Genomic DNA, 17,522 nt, shown 5'->3' on the forward strand with positions numbered 1-17,522 from the left:
CGCATCGGACGCGCTGTTCGACATGATTGTCGAACGGGGCGCGCCGGATGGCGGCTCGATGGAGGGGCTGCTGGCGCTCGGCGAGGTGCCGACGGCTGCCGTCGGCGGCGATGCCGCGGCCAAGGACCCGGCTGCGCAAGCGGTGCTGGCCGAGGTTTTGGAGGGCGGAAACGCCATCGACCACATCATCGATGCGGTCACCGGCGGCGAAGCGGTGCAGGTCGCAGGCAAGGACGCACCGGCGTTCGATCTTGCGCAATTCCTGGATCAGCAAGTGGCATCGTCGGGCGGCGGCCATATGCCGACGCCGACGCTGGAGCAGGACCTCCACAACATGGCGGCCGCCTGACCGGGCATTTTATAAAACCAGTGGATCAATATTACATAATGGGAGGGCGAGAGGAGCATGGGACATCAATCGGCAAAATGGGCAGCGGGTGCGATCGCCGCACTGGCTTTCGCCCAGCCCGGGAGCGCCTTGGCGCAAGCGCTGGCCGATCGACCGATCGGCGAGCTCAAGACCGAGGTCCGAACCCGCTATGATGCGGCGCTGGCGCTGACCACCGATCGGTCGGTGGTCGCGGCCGACAGCAACGCCTATACCTGGGCTTCGGAGGCCAAGGTCCATTGCGGCATCGCACTGGGTTACCTGAAATCGAACACCAAGGATGCGGAAAGCCTGCGTCGGTGCGATTTCGCCTATGGCATGATGACGCGCGGCCCGCAGCCGCCGACCGAAGCGCCGCTGGTGCCGCCGCCGCCACCGCCGACCGAGAACTGCCCGCCGGAGGTCGCCTCGACCTTCTATTTCGATTGGGATTCGACTGCGGCACCTGCCGACGCGGCCCAGTCGGTCGCTTTCATGGCCGAAAATCAGGCACGTTGCGGCTGGCGCAGCTTTACCGTCGTCGGTCACACCGACCGTTCGGGTCCGGACAGCTATAATGACGGGCTGGCGCTTCGCCGTGCGCGCGTGATCGCTGACATGATGGGCGGCGCGGGGATTCCCGCCGATGCCATCGCGGTGTCGGGCATGGGCGAACGCAAACCGCGTATCCAGACCGTGGATGGTCAGCGCACACCGGAAAACCGGCGCGTCGAAGTCGAAGTGAATGGGGGACAGTGATGAAAGCGCAACACAAGCTCGCAGGCTTTGCCTCGGCACTCGCCATATCCCTTTTCGCCAGCGCGGCATGGGCCGAACCGACAACCATGCAGAATGTCATGGCCGTCGCGATCGATTCCAATCCGCAGATCAACCAGGCCGAAATGAACAAGCAGGCGATCGAGTTCGAGCTTGAGCAAGCGAAAGGCCTGTACCTGCCGCGCGTCACGCTCGAGATGTCGGCGGGCGTCCGCCGACTCGAAAATGCCACGCGCCGCAACCTGGGTATCGCCAACGACGAGCTTTATCCGCTCGAAGCGTCGATCCGCGCCGACCAGACGCTGATCGATTTCGGCCGCCGCAATGGGGAAAAGCTTCGCCAGGCGGCGCGCGTCGACGGTGCGGCGCTGCGGGTGCTCGAACGCTCCGAATTCATCGCCTTGCAGACCGCGCGGCAATATCTCGACGTCCTGCTGCAACAGCGGGTCGTCGCCGCAGCCGAAGATAATCTGGGCTTTCACAATGTTTTGGTGAGGGACTTGTCCGAGGGCGCGTCGAAGGGGTCGATCAGCATCGCCGACCTGCAACAGGCGCAGGAACGCGAAAAGGCGGCAAGCGTCCGTGTCGCCGAAGCCAAGGAAGCGCTGGTCAATGCCAAGATCGAACTGCTCGCGCTGAGCGGGCTTCAGATCGACGATGTGCAGATGCCGCCGGCCATGGCCGAAAAGCTGCCCGTCAGCCTGAGCGAGGCTGTCGGCCTGACGCGGTCGCGGCATCCCAAAGTGCTGGAAGCACAAGCCGATGTCGACGCCGCGAATGCCGAAGCAAAGAAGGCGAAGGGCGATTTCTTCCCGACGATCGGGCTGGAATTGTCGGGCCGGATCGGCGACGATATCGACGCGTTTCGCGGCGAGACGAACGACCTGTTGGGCCGCGTCGTGATGCGCTGGGATATTTTCGACGGTGGGATCAACCGTGCGAAATATCAGGAAATGGTCCGCCGCGCGAGCGAGAGCCGGTTCCGGCTTCACGAAACCGAGCGCAATGCCGAAGCCGATACGCGCCGGGCGTGGAACAGCCGCGAAACGCAGACGGCGGTGTTCCGCGACCTTGTCGATCAGAGCAAGTCGACCGACGAACTGCTGGGTTCCTATCGCGAGCAATTCACGATCGGACGTCGCTCGCTGCTCGACGTGCTCGACGCGCAAAACACGCGCTTCAACGTGCAGGTCCGCACCGAAACCGCACGCTTTTCGGAGATGTTCGCCGTGTATCAGGTGCTGGCATCGACCAACAGCCTGCTCGAGGCGTTCAACCTGACTGCGCCGGAATCGCGGCGCGTCTATGCGCGCGAGCAAGTGGGCTATGGTCCGCCCGCGCCCGCCGAGTTGCAGCGCCGCCGTTACCCGCAATGATTTTTTAGTGGATTGATTCTAAGTAGAAAATTTCAACATGGTTCAGGATCAATCCCCCATTGCGCGGATCGGTAAAGAGGCTCCAGGCGATCCGCTGATCGCCTGTATCCTGTTCGTTGCGCAGCATTTCGGCCAGAATTTCCAGCGCGGCGCGCTGGTTGCGCTTGCGCGCGATGAAAAGGGGCATCTTCCCTTTCATCAGGCCGAAGCCGCGCTCGACCTGTGCTTCATCAACAATGAACGGCTGCCCGCGCGCAAGGTTCGGCACCTTGCGCGCCAGTTGCCGGCGATCATCCGCCGCAACGACGCGTCATGCGCGGTGCTGATCGAGGCAAAGGACAATCAGTATCTGCTCTGGGAGCCCGGGGCCGAGGCGCCGATCTGGTGCGACGAGGCGGCCGTCGAGGACAGCTATGCCGGACAGGCGGTGGCGGTCGCCGCCGACCCGACCGCGATCCGCGCCGAAGAAAGGCCGTGGGACGAACAGGCGAAGCGCCACTGGTTCTGGAGCGAGATCCGGCGGATGCGCCGCGCCTTCTACCCCGTGCTCGGCGCCGCGTTGATGATCAACCTGCTTGGCTTTGCGCTGCCCTTGTTCACGATGAACGTTTATGACCGGGTCATCCCGAACAAGGCGGTATCGAGCCTGTGGGTGCTGGCGATCGGCGCGCTGCTGGCCTTTGCGGTCGAATTTACGCTGCGCCTTGCCCGCTCGACCCTGCTGGACGATCTTGGCCGCGAACTCGACGTCAAATTGTCCGAAAAGATATTTTCCAAGGTGCTGAACATGCCGCTGGCCGACCGCCGCGGCAGCACCGGGATGCTCGCGCGGCGCGTCTCCGAATTTGAAACGATCCGCGATTTCTTTGCCTCGACGACGATCGTGCTGATCGTCGATGTCGTGTTCCTGTTCCTGTTCCTGATCATGATCGCGGTGCTCGCGGGCTGGCTGGCGCTCGTTCCGCTGGCGATCATCGCGGCGATGGCGATCGCCGGATATTTCCTCCAGCGCCGGATGGTGCAGGCCTCGCTCGACAACCAGGCCGATGCGAGCATCCAGCACGCGATGCTGGTCGAGGCGATCGGCGGCGCCGAAACGATCAAGAGCTGCGCTGCCGAGGGACAGGTTCTCGGCCAATGGCGCCGGATGGTCGATACCAGCGCGCGGACACAGGCGACGATGCGCCGCACGGGCGCCGCGGCGATCAACCTCGCGACGCTGGGGCAGCAGTTTTCCAGCCTCGCGCTCGTCGTCGGCGGTTTTTACCTGTTCGATGCGGGCAAGATTTCGATGGGCGCGATCATTGCGATCGTCATGCTGGCCGGCCGGTCGATGGCGCCGGTCGGACAACTGGCCTTCCTGATGACGCGCGGGCGCCAGGCGCTGACGACGATGGCAAGCATCCAGCAGATGATCGAGGCTGACGACGAACGCCGCATGGGCAGCAGCGCGCTCAACCTGACGATCGACAAGGGGCATACGGTCGTCGAAGGCCTGTCCTTCACCTATCCGGGAGCGTCGGCGCCGTCGCTGACCGACATCGACCTGAAGATCGAGGCGGGCGAACGGATCGCGATCGTGGGCCGTGTGGCGTCGGGCAAGTCGACGCTCGGCCGCCTGCTCTGCGGGCTCTACGCACCCGAGGCAGGCAACATCTTTATCGACGGCCTCGACAGCCGCCAATATTCGCCGATCTACCTGCGGTCGCAATTCCGTTTTGTCGGGCAGGACGCGGTGCTGTTCAGCGGCTCGATCAAGCACAATATGCAATATTGCGCCCCGGCGGCGTCGGATGCCGAATTGCTCGCGACCTTGCAATCGATCGGGGCGGACCGCTTCATGGGCCGTGACGAAACCGGGCTCGACCGCGGCACGGGCGAGCGCGGCGGCCAACTTTCGGGCGGCCAGCGCGGTTTCCTGACCATCGCGCGGGCGCTTGCATCGCCATCGCGCTTGCTGTTCCTCGACGAACCGACTGGCGCGATGGACACGCAGAGCGAACGGCTTTTCATCCAGGCGCTCGATAATGCGGTCGCGAAAACGCAGACGGTCATCATCGCCACCCATCGCGAGGCGATCTTGCAGATGTGCGACCGCATCATCGTGATCGATGGCGGGCGGATCGTCGCCGATGGACCGCGCGCCGAGGTGCTCGCGCGCTCCACCAAAGAAGCGGCGGCCAAGGAAACGACGGGCAAGGAACCGACACCATGATACCGGAGCTCAACATCGGGCGCGAGGGCGCCGCCAGCGCCGAAGGCCCCTGGGTCGATGCCTCAAAAGCTTCGTCGAAAAGCCTGAAATTCGTCCTGTCGGGGCTGGCGCTTGCCGCCACGGCGATCCTTTTCGCCGCGTCGAATGACCGCCTGTCGCGGTTCGTCGAGGGCGTCCTCGCGGGCTGGACCGCCGATCCTGCCGACGCCGTGCGGGTCGCGAAAAAGCAGGCGATCGCGAAGTTGATCACGGAAACCGAAACCGACGCGCTCCTCCCGGCCGCCGAGGGCGCCGACGCGGTGGCACGCAATGCGCTGCTTCCCGTTTCGACCCTGCCGGTCGAGGCCGCGCGGCCCTTCCTGATGCCGACGATCTCGCTGGCGCAGGCGACGAACGCGCAGCGCTGTTTGACGCAGGCGATCTATTACGAAGCTGCGACCGAATCCGACGCAGGCAAGGCGGCGGTCGCGCAGGTCATCCTGAACCGCATGAAGCATCCCGCCTATCCGAACACCGTCTGCGGCGTGATCTATCAGGGCAGCGCGCGCCCCGGTTGCCAGTTCAGCTTTGCGTGCGACGGGTCGATGCGCCGTGCGCCGGTGCCCGCGCTGTGGCGCCGCTCGGCCGAGATTGCGCGCTCTGCGCTGTCGGGTCACGTTGAGGTGAGTGTCGGCATGGCGACGCATTATCACGCCAATTATGTGCTGCCGCGCTGGGCGCCCAAACTGACCAAGATCGAACAGATCGGCGCGCATATTTTCTATCGCTGGCCGGGGTCTTGGGGGAAGCCAGGCGCTTTTTCCGACGCTTATGCCGGAGCCGAATTCATCCCCGCGTTCAGTCAGCTCTATCAGGGCGGCGCGCCGACGGTGGACGGGCTGCCTGCCGAGGCGATTGCGGTCGATGGGGTGGCGCCCCCGCGCGATCCGACCGACCACCGCGCCGATAACGACGTCGGTGGCCGCGTCGACGTCACCAAGGGCTGGGTGCCGAGCATTCCGGACCCGGCACAGAGCAAATCGCGGTTCGACAGCCTGACGAACCAGCAAGGCGCCGCCGCTGCGCCCGCACCCCAACCCGGAAGCTGACCATGTCGATCGTGAATTTCTGGCAGCGGCTTCGCGGTAGCGAGCAGATCATGGTGGCGGCTGCCGCGGGCTTCGTCCTGTTCCTGTTGTGGGCAAGCATTGCGCGCGTCGATGAAGTGTCGCGCGGGCAGGGGCGCGTCATTCCGTCGTCGAAAGTGCAGATCATCCAGTCGGCCGAACCGTCGACGATCCGCGAAATTCTGGTGCGGTCGGGGCAGACGGTCAAGAAGGGGCAGTTGCTCGTCCGCCTCGACAATACGACGTCGCAATCCGAACTCGGCCAGCTTGAAACCGAAAATGCCCGGCTGGCGCAGCGCGCTGCGCGCCTGGCGGGCGAGGGCGGCAGCGGCGCCGGATGCGCCGGCACCGATTGCGGCGACGAAGCGCGCCTGGCCCAAGTGCGACGGTCATCGCTGCAAAGCCAACTCGCGGCCCTGTCGGCCAGCGTCGAACAGCGGCGCCGCGATATGGGCGAGGCGCAGGCGACCGCATCGTCGCTCGAAAGCAGCCTGCGGCTGGCGCGCGAACAGGTCGCGATGCTCGAACCGCTGGCGGCGAAGGGCGTGGTGCCACAAACCGAATTGCTGACCGCGCAGCGCGAGGTGGTCGACATCCAGGGTCGGCTCGCCGCAGCGCGCCAGGCGATTTCGCGATCGCAGGCGGCGGTGCGCGAGGCCGGGGCCGAAGTGTCGCGCGCGCGCTTCGATTTCCAGCAGGAGGCGCTCAACGAGCGTAGCCAGCTCACCACCAAAATGGCGGTCAACGAAGAAACGATTCGTGGCGCCGAAGGCCGACTCGCGCGGTCCGAGATCCGCTCGCCGACGCGCGGCGTGGTGAACGACCTGCTCGTCAACACGGTCGGCGGCTTTGTGAACGCGGGCGAACAGATCATGCAGGTCGTGCCGTTGGGCGACAAGCTGCTGATCGAGACCCGCGTCACGCCGCGCGACATCGCCTTCATCAAGGTGGGTGACCCGGCGAATGTGAAGGTCACCGCTTATGATTTTTCCATCTATGGCGGGTTGAAGGGGCGCGTGGTTCGTGTCTCTGCCGACAGCATCTATGACGAGGTCGAACGGCAGGCCTATTTCACCGTCGTCGTCGAAACGACGAACAGCTATCTGACGTCAAACGGCCGCCGCCTTCCGATCACGCCCGGTATGCTGTGCGATGTCGAGATCGTGACCGGGAAAAAGTCGGTGCTCAGCTATCTGTTGAAGCCGGTTTTGAAGGTGAGTGGTTCGGCCTTGACCGAACGCTGATTGTTCAGCGCCAGCGTGAAGGATTTGCGTGACGCCGGGATCGGGGTCGTGTCGGAGGGCGGCTGCGTCCCGCGATACGCGTGCACCCAGCGCTGGTTCCCGCTGAACGACAGCACCGGCCGGACCGAATTGCCCTGACTGCCGTCGTAGAGCCGATCGGTCATATTATCGAGCACGACTTTGCCCGCGTCGGTCTGGACCAGCAGGAAGGCGTGATCGGCGTTCGCCGCCAGATCGCGCAGAAGGACGAGCTTCATCCGGTCGGCGTCGACCCCGGCGGCGCGGAGCAGCTGCATCTTGAGGATAGCGAAATCCTCGCAATCGCCGCTGCGGCGCGCGATCGTCTGTTCGGCGGTCGCCCAGAAGTCGCGCTGACGGTAATTGCGGTCGTCGTTCACATAGGCGATCTCGCGATTGACCCATTGGTTGACGCGCGCGAGCAGGTCGGCCTCGGCCAGCCCCGGCGCGGCATTCGCACGCCGCAGCTGCGCCTGCATCAGCCCGGCGGGGGCGGCGCGGCGCACATGGTTCCAGCGACCATCGAAACGCGTCCGCTTGACCGGGATCGCGCGGGTGCCGAGTTCGGCGGTCGCGTCGTGGTCAGCGGCGGCAGCGAGCGCGTCGCCGATGGGCGACGGGCCGCGCCAGTTGGCCGCGGCATCGCAGTTCCGGACGTCGGACAGCGCGAAAGAAATCGGGCCGCGGCTCGCCGGTTCAAGCGTCCGGCGCGGGGGATAGTCGAGAAGATTTGCGGTGACCGGGGCCGCGGCGACAATCGGTGTTCCCGATTGTTCGGCGCGGATGCGGTCGAGCGCGCTTGGCAAGGCCGGCGACGACAGGCTCGCCCCGTCGGATCGCACGGCGAGTGCGGAGTCCGGGGCCACCTGGCACGGCGCCTTGCTGACCGGCAACGACCGATCGTTGACCAGCTTCGACGACGCATGGGCTGCCGTCGGCGCGAGTGCGGCCGCGACCATTGCGATGGAGACATGAAGCCATCGCAACTCGCCAGCGACAAGATGGGCGTTCTTCCTCATCCTGCTGCATTTGCCGCGCGGGGATGAGGATTCGCTTCATGGCGATAGTAAACAAAGCATTAGGCATGTTGCGCCGACCGACGAATTTCGGTCGAGATGCCTGTCCCGTTTTGGATATTGGCTGTTTTCGCCCGTTGTTTAGTTATCCAGCGGCAATTCCGTGGTCGCCTTGATTTCGGACAGCGCGACCGTCGAATTAATTTCCTGCACGCCGGGCAATTTGCTCAGTTGATCAAAGAAAAAGCGTTCATAGGCGTCGATGTCGCGCGCGACGATCCGCAGCATGAAATCGGTGGTGCCCATCAGGACATAGGCGTCGAGCACCTCGGGAAATCCTTGGATCGCGGCGCTGAATTCGTCGAGGTTCGCGCGGCCGTGCGCGTTCAGCTTGACCTGGGCAAAGACATGCGCGTTGAGCCCGACCTTGCGCCGGTCGACGATCGCCACGCGCTTCTTGATGAACCCGTCGCGTTCGAGCCGGTCGATCCGGCGCCAGCAGGGCGATACGGACAGCCCGACGCGCTCGGCGATTTCGGCCGTCGTCTGATTCGCGTCGCGTTGCAATTCGCGGAGAATCTTTATCTCGAACAGATCAAGGTCGGTCATTTCATCCGCATAGAAGAGTTTTGTGGGTTATTATATCCCCAATTTGACGCTGGGGGTCGAATTGCGAACAAGTTTGCCCAAGCCAAAGATGCGACAAGCGACGCTCATCCCAAGGAGAGTGTTTCATGGTTGTCCGTCTTGCCCGCCTGGCCCCGCCGCTCGAATGCGTGCGTCTCTATGACCTCGAGGCGGGGCTCGACGGCTTCATTGCGATTCATTCGACCGCATTGGGGCCGGGGGCGGGTGGGTGCCGCCTGTGGTCCTACCCCGATATGCGGCAGGCGCTGGGCGACGCGATGCGGCTGGCCGAAGGCATGAGTTACAAGAATGCGCTGGCGGGACTGCCGTTCGGCGGTGCGAAGGCGGTGTTGCGGCGGCCCGAGGGCGAGTTCGACCGGGTGGCGTTGTTCCGCGCATTCGGCCGTGCGGTCGAACAAATGGGCGGGCTTTATGTGACCGCCGAAGATGTCGGGACGTCGGTCGCCGACATGCAGGAGGTGGCGAGCGCATCGCGCCACGTCGCAGGGCTGCCGTCGGCCGAAGGGCGTGCGGGCGGCGATCCATCGCCCTGGACCGCCAAGGGTGTGTTTGAATCGATGGAGGTTGCGGCCGAATTCGCGCTCGGGCGCGGTCTTTCCGGGTTGACGGTCGCGGTGCAGGGAACGGGCAATGTCGGTGCCGACCTGTGCCGCCGCCTTGCCGATGCGGGGGCACATCTGGTGATCGCCGATCCCAGCCCGGCGCGGCGCGACCGATTGCAGGCGGTGCTGGGCGCCAAGGTCGTCGACGTGTCGGAGATCGCGGCGGTGGATGCCGATATATTCGCGCCCTGCGCCCTCGGCGGCGCGCTTGACCGCGACAGCGTCGGGCGGATGAAGGCAAAGCTGGTTTGCGGCGCGGCGAACAACCAGCTTGCGACGCCCGACGTGGCGGCACTGTTGCTCCAGCGCGGCATTGCCTATGCGCCCGACTATGTCGTCAACGCCGGCGGCATCATCAATGTGTCGGCCGAATATCTGGGCGAGAGCGAAAAGGATGTGCAGGCCCGCGTCGCGGCGATTGCCCCGCGGGTTGGCGCGCTGCTCGAACGCGCCGCGCGCGAGGGCCGCTCGCCCGCGCTGGTCGCCGACGAAATGGCCGAAGAGGTGATCGCAGGCGCGCAGCGCGAGGCGGCCTGATGCACCGTTTCCGGATCGACGCGATCCTTGACCCGCAATCGCTGCTCCGCGTGACCGGCCATTTTGCGCAGCGGTCGATCGTGCCGAGCGAAATGACGATGCAGCTCCTGCCGGACCATATGCGGATCGAGGTCATTGTGCGCGATCTCGACCCGCGACAGGCGGCAACAATCGCGGCCAAGCTGGGCGAGGTTTTTGCGGTGACCGGGGCGGAGATGGAGGAACTGGCCGCCTGACGAAGCGCGGTGGCCGACGGTCAAGTTTTTCTTTGAGGATGGCGAGGCGGCGACAGCTTGCCTCGCCTCGCCGTGCGTGCGAGGGCCGCGCTGATAATCGGCGGAAGGCGAGGGCGATGCGGTTCGACGTGGTGATTGTGGGTGCCGGGCACGGGGGCGCGCAGGTCGCGATGATGCTGCGGACGCAGAAATTTGCGGGCAGCATTGCGATCATCGGCGACGAACCCGAGCTTCCCTATGAGCGCCCGCCGCTGTCGAAAGAATATTTTGCGGGCGAGAAGGAATTTGAGCGCATCCAGTTGCGCCCTGCCAAATATTGGGACGAGCGCGAGGTGACCATGCTGCTCGGCACGCGGGTGATGTCGGTCGATCCGCTCGGCCACACGGTCACCACCGATGGCGGCGAGACGATCGGTTATGGCAAGCTTGTCTGGGCAACGGGGGGCAGCCCCCGGATGCTGCCGATCCCCGGCGGCGATCTGCCCGGCGTGCAGGGCGTGCGCACGCGCGCCGATGCCGACGCGATGAAGGCGGCGTCCGAAACCGCGGGGCAGATCGTCGTGATCGGCGGCGGCTATATCGGCCTCGAGGCGGCAGCGGTGCTCAACAAGGCGGGCAAGAAGGTCGTCCTGTTGGAGGCACTCGACCGGGTGCTCGCGCGCGTTGCGGGGGCCCAGCTGTCGCGCTTTTACGAAAAGGAGCACCGCGACCATGGCGTCGACCTGCGGCTTGGCGTGTGTGTCGATGCGATCGAGGGCGATACGCATGTCACCGGCGTCCGGCTGGCGGATGGCGAAGTCATCCCCGCCGATCTGGTTATCGTCGGCATCGGCATCGTGCCCGCCGTTGAGCCGCTGATCGCGGCGGGAGCCGAGGGAGGCAACGGGGTGCTCGTCGACCGTCTCTGCAAGACCAGCCTTGCCGACATTTATGCGATCGGCGACTGCGCGGCGCATGAAAACGCCTTTGCCGAGGGGGCGACGATCCGGCTGGAATCGGTTCAGAACGCCAATGACCAGGCGAATGTCGTCGCCAAGGGCATCGTCGGCGACGAAGCGCCCTATCATGCGATACCCTGGTTCTGGTCGAACCAATATGATTTGAAGCTCCAGACCGCGGGCCTGTCGGCCGGGCACGACCAGGCGGTGTTGCGCGGCGATCCCGCCACACGCAGCTTCTCCGTCGTCTACCTGAAAGCCGGCAAGGTCATTGCGATCGATTGCGTCAACGCAACCAGAGATTATGTCCAGGGGCGGATGGTTGTAACAGCGGGCCTCCACGCGACGGCCGAACAACTCGCTGACGTCGAAACCCCCCTGAAGGCGTTGCTGCCCGCCTGACGGCGCCTGCGCTATGCGCCGGTTGCCGGTTCGTCGCCGAGTGCGGCCTTCAGCGTCGCCTTGATGTTACGAAGCAACCGGCGCAGCGCGATGATCACGATGACTGCGGCGACCGCGAGCAAGATCGCAATGACGATGGCGAGCGGCGGATAGGCGATGGCAAGCGCCAGCAGGCCGCCCGTGGCGACATCCTCGCCGGTTGAGACAACGGCATTGCTGAACGGTTCGGGGCTGACGTTGACCACCGCGCGGGTGGTTGCCTTGGCGCCGTGGCTCAGCAATGCGCCGCCGCCGCCGAGCAGAAAGGCGATGACCTGCCAGGCTGGGTCCGACGAATCGACCAGCGCCAGCGCCAGCAGCGCGCCGCCAAGCGGGCGGATGATGCTGTGGACCGTATCCCAGATCGAATCGACCCAGGCGATCTTGTCGGCGAGAAATTCGGCGATGGTGCCGACCAGCGCGACGCCGAGCACCCAGGGGTTGGCGAGGACTTGCAGCGCGGCAAGATGTTCGGGCAGCGGGAGCCAGCCGAAGTGCATCGCGATCCCGGTTGCCAGGATGGTGAGGTAAAGTCGCCAGCCGGCCAGGAGGCTGAGGCTGCCGGCGACCCCCAAAATCTCGACGATTCCCAATGCCCTGCTCCCCGCCGCTGATCCGCCTTGTATGTTGCACCCGCAACGTTGCGCCCGCAATGGCGAGATGACAAGGCGGTGCGGCGGGGTTATCGCCTTTAATATGAGCCAGGATGTTCCGCCGTCAGTCCCGCCCGCCGCCGCGGCTGCTGTCTTGCCAGATGGCGCGATTCCCGCTGCAACGCTCGTCATCATGCGCCCGCCCGAACGCGGCACGTCGGACGAGATCTTGATGGTCAAGCGATCGACGACGATGGCGTTCGCAGCGGGCGCGGTCGTCTTTCCCGGCGGGCGCGTCGATCCCGACGATTATCTGGTCGCGCGCCAGCACGGGTTTGCCGCGGACGAGGCGGATGGGGCCGCGCGCGTCGCCGCGCTGCGCGAGACGCTGGAGGAAACCGGCCTCGCGGTCGGGTGGCCGACCCTTGCTGACGACGAGGTGGCCGCGGTTCGCCAGGCATTGCTCGGCGGAACCTTGCTGTCCGACATCCTCGCGGCGCGGGGCGACGAGCGAATCGCCTTGGAATCGCTGGTTCCTTTCGCGCGCTGGTGTCCGAATTTCAAAGAGGCGCGGACTTTCGATACGCGATTCTATGCGGTGGCGGCACCGCCGCACAGCCACGAACTGACCGTCGAGGAAGCCGAACACAGCCATATCTTCTGGGCGAGTGCGCAGGACACTCTGGCGATGGCCGACCGCGGCGACGTGTCGGTGATCTTTCCGACCCGCCGCAATCTGGAGCGCTTGGCGCAGGTCGCCGATTTTTCCAGTTTCTCTGCGCATTCGGGGCAGTTTCCGGTCGAATTGATCACGCCGTGGATCGAGGAGCGCGACGGGGGGACGCATCTTTGCATCCCGGCGCATCTTGGATACCCGATCACCAGCGAGCGTTTCGACCGCGTAAGGCGCGGTTGATTGGCATTTGTGGCAACGACTTTTTCCCTATTTAGCAATTTGCTAAGAATTGGCGGGCTAGGGCAAAACGTCGTTGCAATTGCTTAAGCCTATCCGTAAGAAGGCGCGGCAGAAGCAGACCGGGGATTTTTCCTTGGTGTGATTCGACAAGACTAATCCAGTGGACGGAGAAAATGATGAACCTGCTTAAAAAGGCTGCGATCTCTCTCGCAGCGACCTCGATGATCGCGGCGCCGGTTGCGGCGTCGGCGGCTCCCGCAGCCCGCGCAGCCTCGGCCGTTGACGGCCAGAGCGAACTCGAAGGCAGCACCAGCTGGATCATCGCTGTGCTCGCTCTCGTTGCTGTCGTTGGCGGCATCATCATCGCGTCGGACAACGACGACGATGCTCCGACCAGCCCGTAATATACGGCTGATCGATACAGATACCAAAAGGCTCCGAGTTCTGCTCGGGGCCTTTTGTGCGTCTGGAGGCAGCAATTTGGGGGAGGCGACCTATGGCGGCAATCCCTCGGCGCTTTCTCTGCTAACGCCGATCTTCCCTGACGCTGGTTCCTGACGGATCAGCGCCGAAAAATCAGAAAGCGATGTTACGGATAGCGCGCGATCGTGCGAGCGGTATGGCTTGGCGTGCCCGGTCGACTGCCGCCCCGTCGATGGGGGCCAGCGCAATCGCAAGACCCTTTCCCGCCGCGCCGACATCGGCCAGCACGTGTCCCCAGGGATCGATCGCGACGCTGTGACCATAGGTCTGCCGACCGTCGGCATGGGTGCCGCACTGCGCCGCCGCAACGACATGGCACGCGGTTTCGATCGCGCGGGCGCGCATCAGCACGTGCCAGTGCGCTTCGCCGGTCGACACGGTGAAGGCGGCGGGAATCGCGATCAGCGTTGCGCCGCGATCGACCAGCGCGCGGTATAGTTCGGGAAAGCGCAGGTCGTAACAGACGCTCAGCCCCAGCCGCCCCAGCGGGGTGTCGACCAGCGTCAGCGTGTTGCCACCGGCATATGCCGCGGATTCTTGCCAGGTTTCGCCGGACGGCAGGGTGACGTCGAACATGTGGACCTTGTCGTATCGGGCGCGAATACTACCGTCGGCGGCGATGACATGGCTGCGGTTGACGCGTCTTTCGCCATCGTCGGCCAGCAGCGGCATCGACCCCGAATGCAGCCACAGCGCGTGTTTGCGGGCCATGTCCTGAAGCGCGGCGGGCCAGGGGCTGTCGTCCTCGCGCACGATGTGTGCGGCGGAGCGTGCGCGGTCGCGATCGAGAAGCAGCGACATTTCGGGTAGAAAGGCCATCGCCGCGCCGCTCGCGGCCGCCTTTTCCATTGCACGGTCGATCGTTGCCAGGTTGGCGGCGGGATCGATGCCGCTGGTCATCTGGATCAGCGCGGCAAACGGCACGGCGGGCGTGGGGGGTGTCTTCATCGCATCTGGCTAAGCCGCTGCGGCGCCAAGGACAAGGGTGGACCATGGGCGTGAAGCGCCGGGACGATGACAGTTCAGTGGTCAGCAAGGTTGGAAGGCGATAAGATGGCCCGATGTCTTATTCTCCCACGCGTCGTTCGCTTCGTCTCGCCCCGTCGCTCCTGCTTGCCGGAGCTGCCGCGCTGCTTCTGGCGCCGCTTGCCGCCGAGGCGCAAACCGGGGCGCCGCCAGCCACCGCACAGAGCCAGGCGAAGAACAGCGACTGGCTGTATGTCGGCAGCGACATTCCGCGCGATACGGCGTGGCAGTTCGGCGTCCTGCCCAACGGCGTGCGCTATGCCGTCCGCAACAATGGCGTGCCCCCCGGGCAGGTGTCGATCCGGGTGCGGATGGACGTCGGCTCGATGTTTGAAACCGAAGAAGAGCGCGGTTACGCGCATCTGCTCGAACATCTGACCTTTCGCGGATCGGAACATATTCCCGATGGCGAAGCAAAGCGCATCTGGCAGCGGTTCGGGGTCACCTTTGGCAGCGATTCCAACGCCCAGACGACGCCGACGCAGACGGTGTACCAGCTCGACTTGCCCAGCGTCACCGCGGCCAACCTCGACGAAAGCATGAAATTGCTGTCGGGCATGATCCGCGAACCACGCATTTCCGAACTGGCGGTCGCTGCCGAGCGCGGCGTCGTGATGTCCGAACTGCGCGAATCCGATGGACCGCAAAGGCGGATCGGCGACGCAACCAACGCGCATCTGTTCGCCGGGCAATTGCTCGGTGATCGCTCGCCGATCGGCACGACCGCGTCGCTGGGCAAGGCGAGCGCGACGTCGGTCGGCGCCTTTCACAATCGCTGGTATCGCCCTGAGCGTGCGGTGGTCGTCATCGTCGGCGACGCCGATCCCGCCGAACTGGCGCGGCTGGTCGCGAAATATTATGGCGACTGGCGCGCCGAGGGACCCAACCCGGCCGATCCCGATTTTGGCAAGCCCGATCCCAAACAGCCCGCGGCCCGCGAAATTGTCGAAGCGAACCAGCCGCTGGCGTTGACGCTGGCAATGGTCCGGCCGTGGCAGAAGCGGATCGACACGGTCGAAAATACGCGGCGGCTCTACCTCGAATTCATCGCGCAGGCGCTGGTCAACCGCCGGCTGGAAAACCGCGCGCGCAGCGGCGGCAGCTATCTCGTCGCGACGGTCGAACAGCAATATGTCAGCCGCAGCGCCGATGTGACGATGGCCTCGATTGTTCCGCTAAGCGACTGGAAGGCGGCGCTTGCCGATGTGCGCGGGGTGATCGCCGACGCCATCAAGACGCCGCCGTCGCAGGCCGACATCGACCGCGAAGCAAATGAAATTCAGGCGTTTCTGGTCAAGGAACTCGAAAATGCCCGCAATGAACCGGGCGCGCGGCTTGCCGACGACATGGTGCGCGCGGTCGACATCGGCGAAACGGTGACCAGCCCGCAGGGGCAGGTCGACATGTTCAAGGCGATCCGGGCCTCGGCGACGCCGCAGGTGATGCTCGACATCAGCAAGGCTATCTTTGCCGCGCCCGTCACGCGCGTCGTGCTGACCACGCCGACGGCGTCTGGCGGCGACGCCGCGGTGCTCGCGGCGCTGAAGGCGCCGGTCGTTGCCCGCGATGATCGGCTGACCGCAGTCAAGGCCGATTTCAAGCAGCTGCGCGCGGTCGGCCGACCGGGCACGATCGCATCGACCAACCCCGTCGTTGGCCTTCGTGCCGAACGCATCGAATTTGCCAATGGCGTGACCGCGCTGGTGTCGAACAACAAGGTCGAACCCGGTAAAGTGCGCGTCAACGTGCGTTTTGGCACGGGCAACCGCAGCGTCGCGGCCGATGCCCCGAACCTGCTGTGGACCGGCGATTATGCGCTGGTCGCCAGCGGCATCGGCCCGTGGGGTCAGAATGAGATCGACCAGCTGACCAACGGGCGGCAGATCCAGATGAATTTTGCGATCGACGATGATGCGTTCGAGCTGTCGGCCGAAAGCAGGCCCGCCGACCTGGCCGACCAGATGCGCCTGATGGCGGCCAAGCTTGCCCAACCGCGCTGGGACCCGGCGCCGGTCGAACGGCTGCGCATCGGTTATCTCACCGGCTACGACCTGAACGATGCGACGCCCAACGCGGTGCTCGACCGCAATCTGCGCGGCTGGCTGACCAACAATGACGCGCGCTGGGCTGCCCCCGACAAGGCGCAGATCGAGGCGCTGACGCCCGCGGCCTTCCGCGCATTCTGGGAACCGCGGCTTGCCAGCGGGCCGATCGAGGTGCAGATTTTCGGCGATCTCGAAACGGTCGATTACAAGAAGATCCTTGCCGAAACGGTCGGCGCTCTGCCGCCGCGCCAGACATTGGCACCGCCCAGCGGCCAGCGGGTCGATTTCGCCAAACATGTGACGGTGCCCGAAATCGCCTATCATCGCGGCGAACAGGGGCAGGCGGCGGCGATGACCGCCTGGCCGACCGGCGGCGGGCTTGCCAGCCCACGCGACGCGCGCGGGCTCGAGGTGCTCGCGGCAATCTTCAACGACCGTCTGTTCGACCGGCTGCGCTCCGAACAGGGGGCAAGCTATGGTCCCGTGGTCGACAGCCACTGGCCGACGGGGTTCGACACCGGCGGCTATCTGCTCGTGGGCAGCCTGCTCGCGCCGAAGGATCTCGATCGCTTCTATGGCATCGCCCGGGACATCGCCGCCGACCTGGTGGCGCGCCCGGTCAGCGCCGACGAATTGACGCGCAACGCGGTGCCGATCCGCGAACAGGTGGCGCGCGCGTCGACCGGCAATGTCTATTGGATGTTCCTGCTCGAAGGCGCGACGCGCGACCCGCGCGTTGCCGCTGCTGCACTGTCGATCCAGGAGGATATTTCGGCGGTCACCGCGGCCGATGTCCAGCGGCTGGCGCGCCAATATCTGACGCCGCAGCGCCAATGGTCGCTGGCGATCCTGCCCAAGGGCATGACGCTGGCCGATGCATCGGCGCTGGGCGCTGCGACGGCTGCGCCTACGCCGGCGGTCGGCGGGCGCTAGGCGCC

General features: G+C 65.2%; 16 protein-coding genes. 12 read left to right on the plus strand and 4 right to left on the minus strand.

What is annotated here, in order from left to right; genetic code table 11:
* The 6 genes from A3E77_RS13095 to A3E77_RS13120 form a co-directional block, all read left to right on the plus strand.
* On the plus strand, positions 1-349 hold a 349-nt coding region (locus A3E77_RS13095; protein WP_293646631.1), incomplete at its 5' end, for a hypothetical protein.
* Between the two features lie 57 nt (positions 350-406).
* Positions 407-1,126 (plus strand): OmpA family protein, encoded by a 720-nt coding sequence (locus A3E77_RS13100; protein WP_293646633.1) that lies wholly within the window; start codon positions 407-409, stop codon positions 1,124-1,126.
* Positions 1,126-2,520, plus strand: a complete 1,395-nt coding sequence (locus A3E77_RS13105; protein WP_293646635.1) for a TolC family protein — start codon at positions 1,126-1,128, stop codon at positions 2,518-2,520. The genes A3E77_RS13100 and A3E77_RS13105 overlap by 1 nt, the downstream gene beginning before the upstream one ends.
* 37 nt (positions 2,521-2,557) lie before the next feature.
* A complete protein-coding gene (locus A3E77_RS13110) occupies positions 2,558-4,735 on the plus strand; it encodes a type I secretion system permease/ATPase (RefSeq protein ID WP_293646637.1) in 2,178 nt (725 codons plus the stop codon).
* The gene (locus A3E77_RS13115) at positions 4,732-5,823 is read left to right on the plus strand and encodes a cell wall hydrolase (protein WP_293646639.1); all 1,092 of its coding nucleotides are present in this window, start codon (positions 4,732-4,734) and stop codon (positions 5,821-5,823) included. Before A3E77_RS13110 ends, A3E77_RS13115 begins: the two co-directional genes overlap by 4 nt.
* Positions 5,824-5,825: 2 nt before the next feature.
* Complete coding sequence (locus tag A3E77_RS13120) at positions 5,826-7,085, plus strand: HlyD family type I secretion periplasmic adaptor subunit (protein ID WP_293646641.1); 1,260 nt, start codon at positions 5,826-5,828, stop codon at positions 7,083-7,085.
* Here the strand turns inward: A3E77_RS13120 and A3E77_RS13125 are convergent.
* Positions 7,031-8,122, minus strand: coding sequence for a transglutaminase-like cysteine peptidase (locus tag A3E77_RS13125; RefSeq protein WP_293646643.1), 1,092 nt, complete (start codon positions 8,120-8,122; stop codon positions 7,031-7,033). The two genes, A3E77_RS13120 and A3E77_RS13125, sit on opposite strands and share 55 nt — an antisense overlap.
* A 138-nt stretch (positions 8,123-8,260) precedes the next feature.
* On the minus strand, positions 8,261-8,728 hold the full coding sequence (locus A3E77_RS13130; protein WP_293646645.1) for an Lrp/AsnC family transcriptional regulator: 468 nt from the start codon (positions 8,726-8,728) through the stop codon (positions 8,261-8,263).
* A 125-nt stretch (positions 8,729-8,853) separates the two neighbouring features.
* Between A3E77_RS13130 and A3E77_RS13135 the strand changes: the two genes are divergently transcribed.
* The 3 genes from A3E77_RS13135 (at position 8,854) to A3E77_RS13145 (ending at position 11,482) form a co-directional block, all read left to right on the plus strand.
* Positions 8,854-9,906 (plus strand): Leu/Phe/Val dehydrogenase, encoded by a 1,053-nt coding sequence (locus A3E77_RS13135; protein WP_293646647.1) that lies wholly within the window; start codon positions 8,854-8,856, stop codon positions 9,904-9,906.
* Complete coding sequence (locus tag A3E77_RS13140) at positions 9,906-10,142, plus strand: hypothetical protein (RefSeq protein WP_293646649.1); 237 nt, start codon at positions 9,906-9,908, stop codon at positions 10,140-10,142. The genes A3E77_RS13135 and A3E77_RS13140 overlap by 1 nt, the downstream gene beginning before the upstream one ends.
* Positions 10,143-10,258: 116 nt before the next feature.
* On the plus strand, positions 10,259-11,482 hold the full coding sequence (locus A3E77_RS13145; protein WP_293646651.1) for an NAD(P)/FAD-dependent oxidoreductase: 1,224 nt from the start codon (positions 10,259-10,261) through the stop codon (positions 11,480-11,482).
* Positions 11,483-11,493: 11 nt separating this feature from the next.
* On the opposite strand, the gene A3E77_RS13150 is transcribed toward A3E77_RS13145, so the two are convergent.
* Positions 11,494-12,114 (minus strand): DUF4126 domain-containing protein, encoded by a 621-nt coding sequence (locus A3E77_RS13150; RefSeq protein ID WP_293646653.1) that lies wholly within the window; start codon positions 12,112-12,114, stop codon positions 11,494-11,496.
* A gap of 103 nt (positions 12,115-12,217) precedes the next feature.
* Between A3E77_RS13150 and A3E77_RS13155 the strand changes: the two genes are divergently transcribed.
* Both A3E77_RS13155 and A3E77_RS13160 read left to right on the plus strand, forming a co-directional pair.
* Positions 12,218-13,030 carry an NUDIX hydrolase gene (locus A3E77_RS13155; protein WP_293646655.1) on the plus strand — a complete coding sequence of 271 codons (813 nt, stop codon included), beginning with the start codon at positions 12,218-12,220 and terminating at the stop codon, positions 13,028-13,030.
* Positions 13,031-13,206: 176 nt separating this feature from the next.
* Positions 13,207-13,434 (plus strand): hypothetical protein, encoded by a 228-nt coding sequence (locus A3E77_RS13160; protein WP_293646657.1) that lies wholly within the window; start codon positions 13,207-13,209, stop codon positions 13,432-13,434.
* 172 nt (positions 13,435-13,606) lie between these two features.
* Here the strand turns inward: A3E77_RS13160 and A3E77_RS13165 are convergent, their stop codons facing one another.
* A complete protein-coding gene (locus A3E77_RS13165) occupies positions 13,607-14,461 on the minus strand; it encodes a carbon-nitrogen hydrolase family protein (protein ID WP_293646659.1) in 855 nt (284 codons plus the stop codon).
* A 113-nt stretch (positions 14,462-14,574) separates the two neighbouring features.
* Between A3E77_RS13165 and A3E77_RS13170 the strand changes: the two genes are divergently transcribed.
* A complete protein-coding gene (locus A3E77_RS13170) occupies positions 14,575-17,517 on the plus strand; it encodes a M16 family metallopeptidase (RefSeq protein ID WP_293646661.1) in 2,943 nt (980 codons plus the stop codon).
* Positions 17,518-17,522: the final 5 nt, after the last annotated feature.

The organism is Sphingopyxis sp. RIFCSPHIGHO2_12_FULL_65_19 (assembly GCF_001830555.1).
In the GTDB taxonomy this organism is placed as follows: Bacteria; Pseudomonadota; Alphaproteobacteria; order Sphingomonadales; family Sphingomonadaceae; genus Sphingopyxis.

Excerpts from the sequence above, each read along its gene's own strand:
- A3E77_RS13100 (WP_293646633.1), top strand. The coding sequence starts at position 407 with ATGGGACATCAATCGGCAAAATGGGCAGCGGGTGCGATCGCCGCACTG.
- A3E77_RS13105 (WP_293646635.1), top strand. The coding sequence starts at position 1,126 with ATGAAAGCGCAACACAAGCTCGCAGGCTTTGCCTCGGCACTCGCCATA.
- A3E77_RS13110 (WP_293646637.1), top strand. The coding sequence starts at position 2,558 with ATGGTTCAGGATCAATCCCCCATTGCGCGGATCGGTAAAGAGGCTCCA.
- A3E77_RS13115 (WP_293646639.1), top strand. The coding sequence starts at position 4,732 with ATGATACCGGAGCTCAACATCGGGCGCGAGGGCGCCGCCAGCGCCGAA.
- A3E77_RS13120 (WP_293646641.1), top strand. The coding sequence starts at position 5,826 with ATGTCGATCGTGAATTTCTGGCAGCGGCTTCGCGGTAGCGAGCAGATC.
- A3E77_RS13125 (WP_293646643.1), bottom strand. The coding sequence starts at position 8,122 with ATGAGGAAGAACGCCCATCTTGTCGCTGGCGAGTTGCGATGGCTTCAT.
- A3E77_RS13130 (WP_293646645.1), bottom strand. The coding sequence starts at position 8,728 with ATGACCGACCTTGATCTGTTCGAGATAAAGATTCTCCGCGAATTGCAA.
- A3E77_RS13135 (WP_293646647.1), top strand. The coding sequence starts at position 8,854 with ATGGTTGTCCGTCTTGCCCGCCTGGCCCCGCCGCTCGAATGCGTGCGT.
- A3E77_RS13140 (WP_293646649.1), top strand. The coding sequence starts at position 9,906 with ATGCACCGTTTCCGGATCGACGCGATCCTTGACCCGCAATCGCTGCTC.
- A3E77_RS13145 (WP_293646651.1), top strand. The coding sequence starts at position 10,259 with ATGCGGTTCGACGTGGTGATTGTGGGTGCCGGGCACGGGGGCGCGCAG.
- A3E77_RS13155 (WP_293646655.1), top strand. The coding sequence starts at position 12,218 with ATGAGCCAGGATGTTCCGCCGTCAGTCCCGCCCGCCGCCGCGGCTGCT.
- A3E77_RS13160 (WP_293646657.1), top strand. The coding sequence starts at position 13,207 with ATGAACCTGCTTAAAAAGGCTGCGATCTCTCTCGCAGCGACCTCGATG.
- A3E77_RS13165 (WP_293646659.1), bottom strand. The coding sequence starts at position 14,461 with ATGAAGACACCCCCCACGCCCGCCGTGCCGTTTGCCGCGCTGATCCAG.
- A3E77_RS13170 (WP_293646661.1), top strand. The coding sequence starts at position 14,575 with ATGTCTTATTCTCCCACGCGTCGTTCGCTTCGTCTCGCCCCGTCGCTC.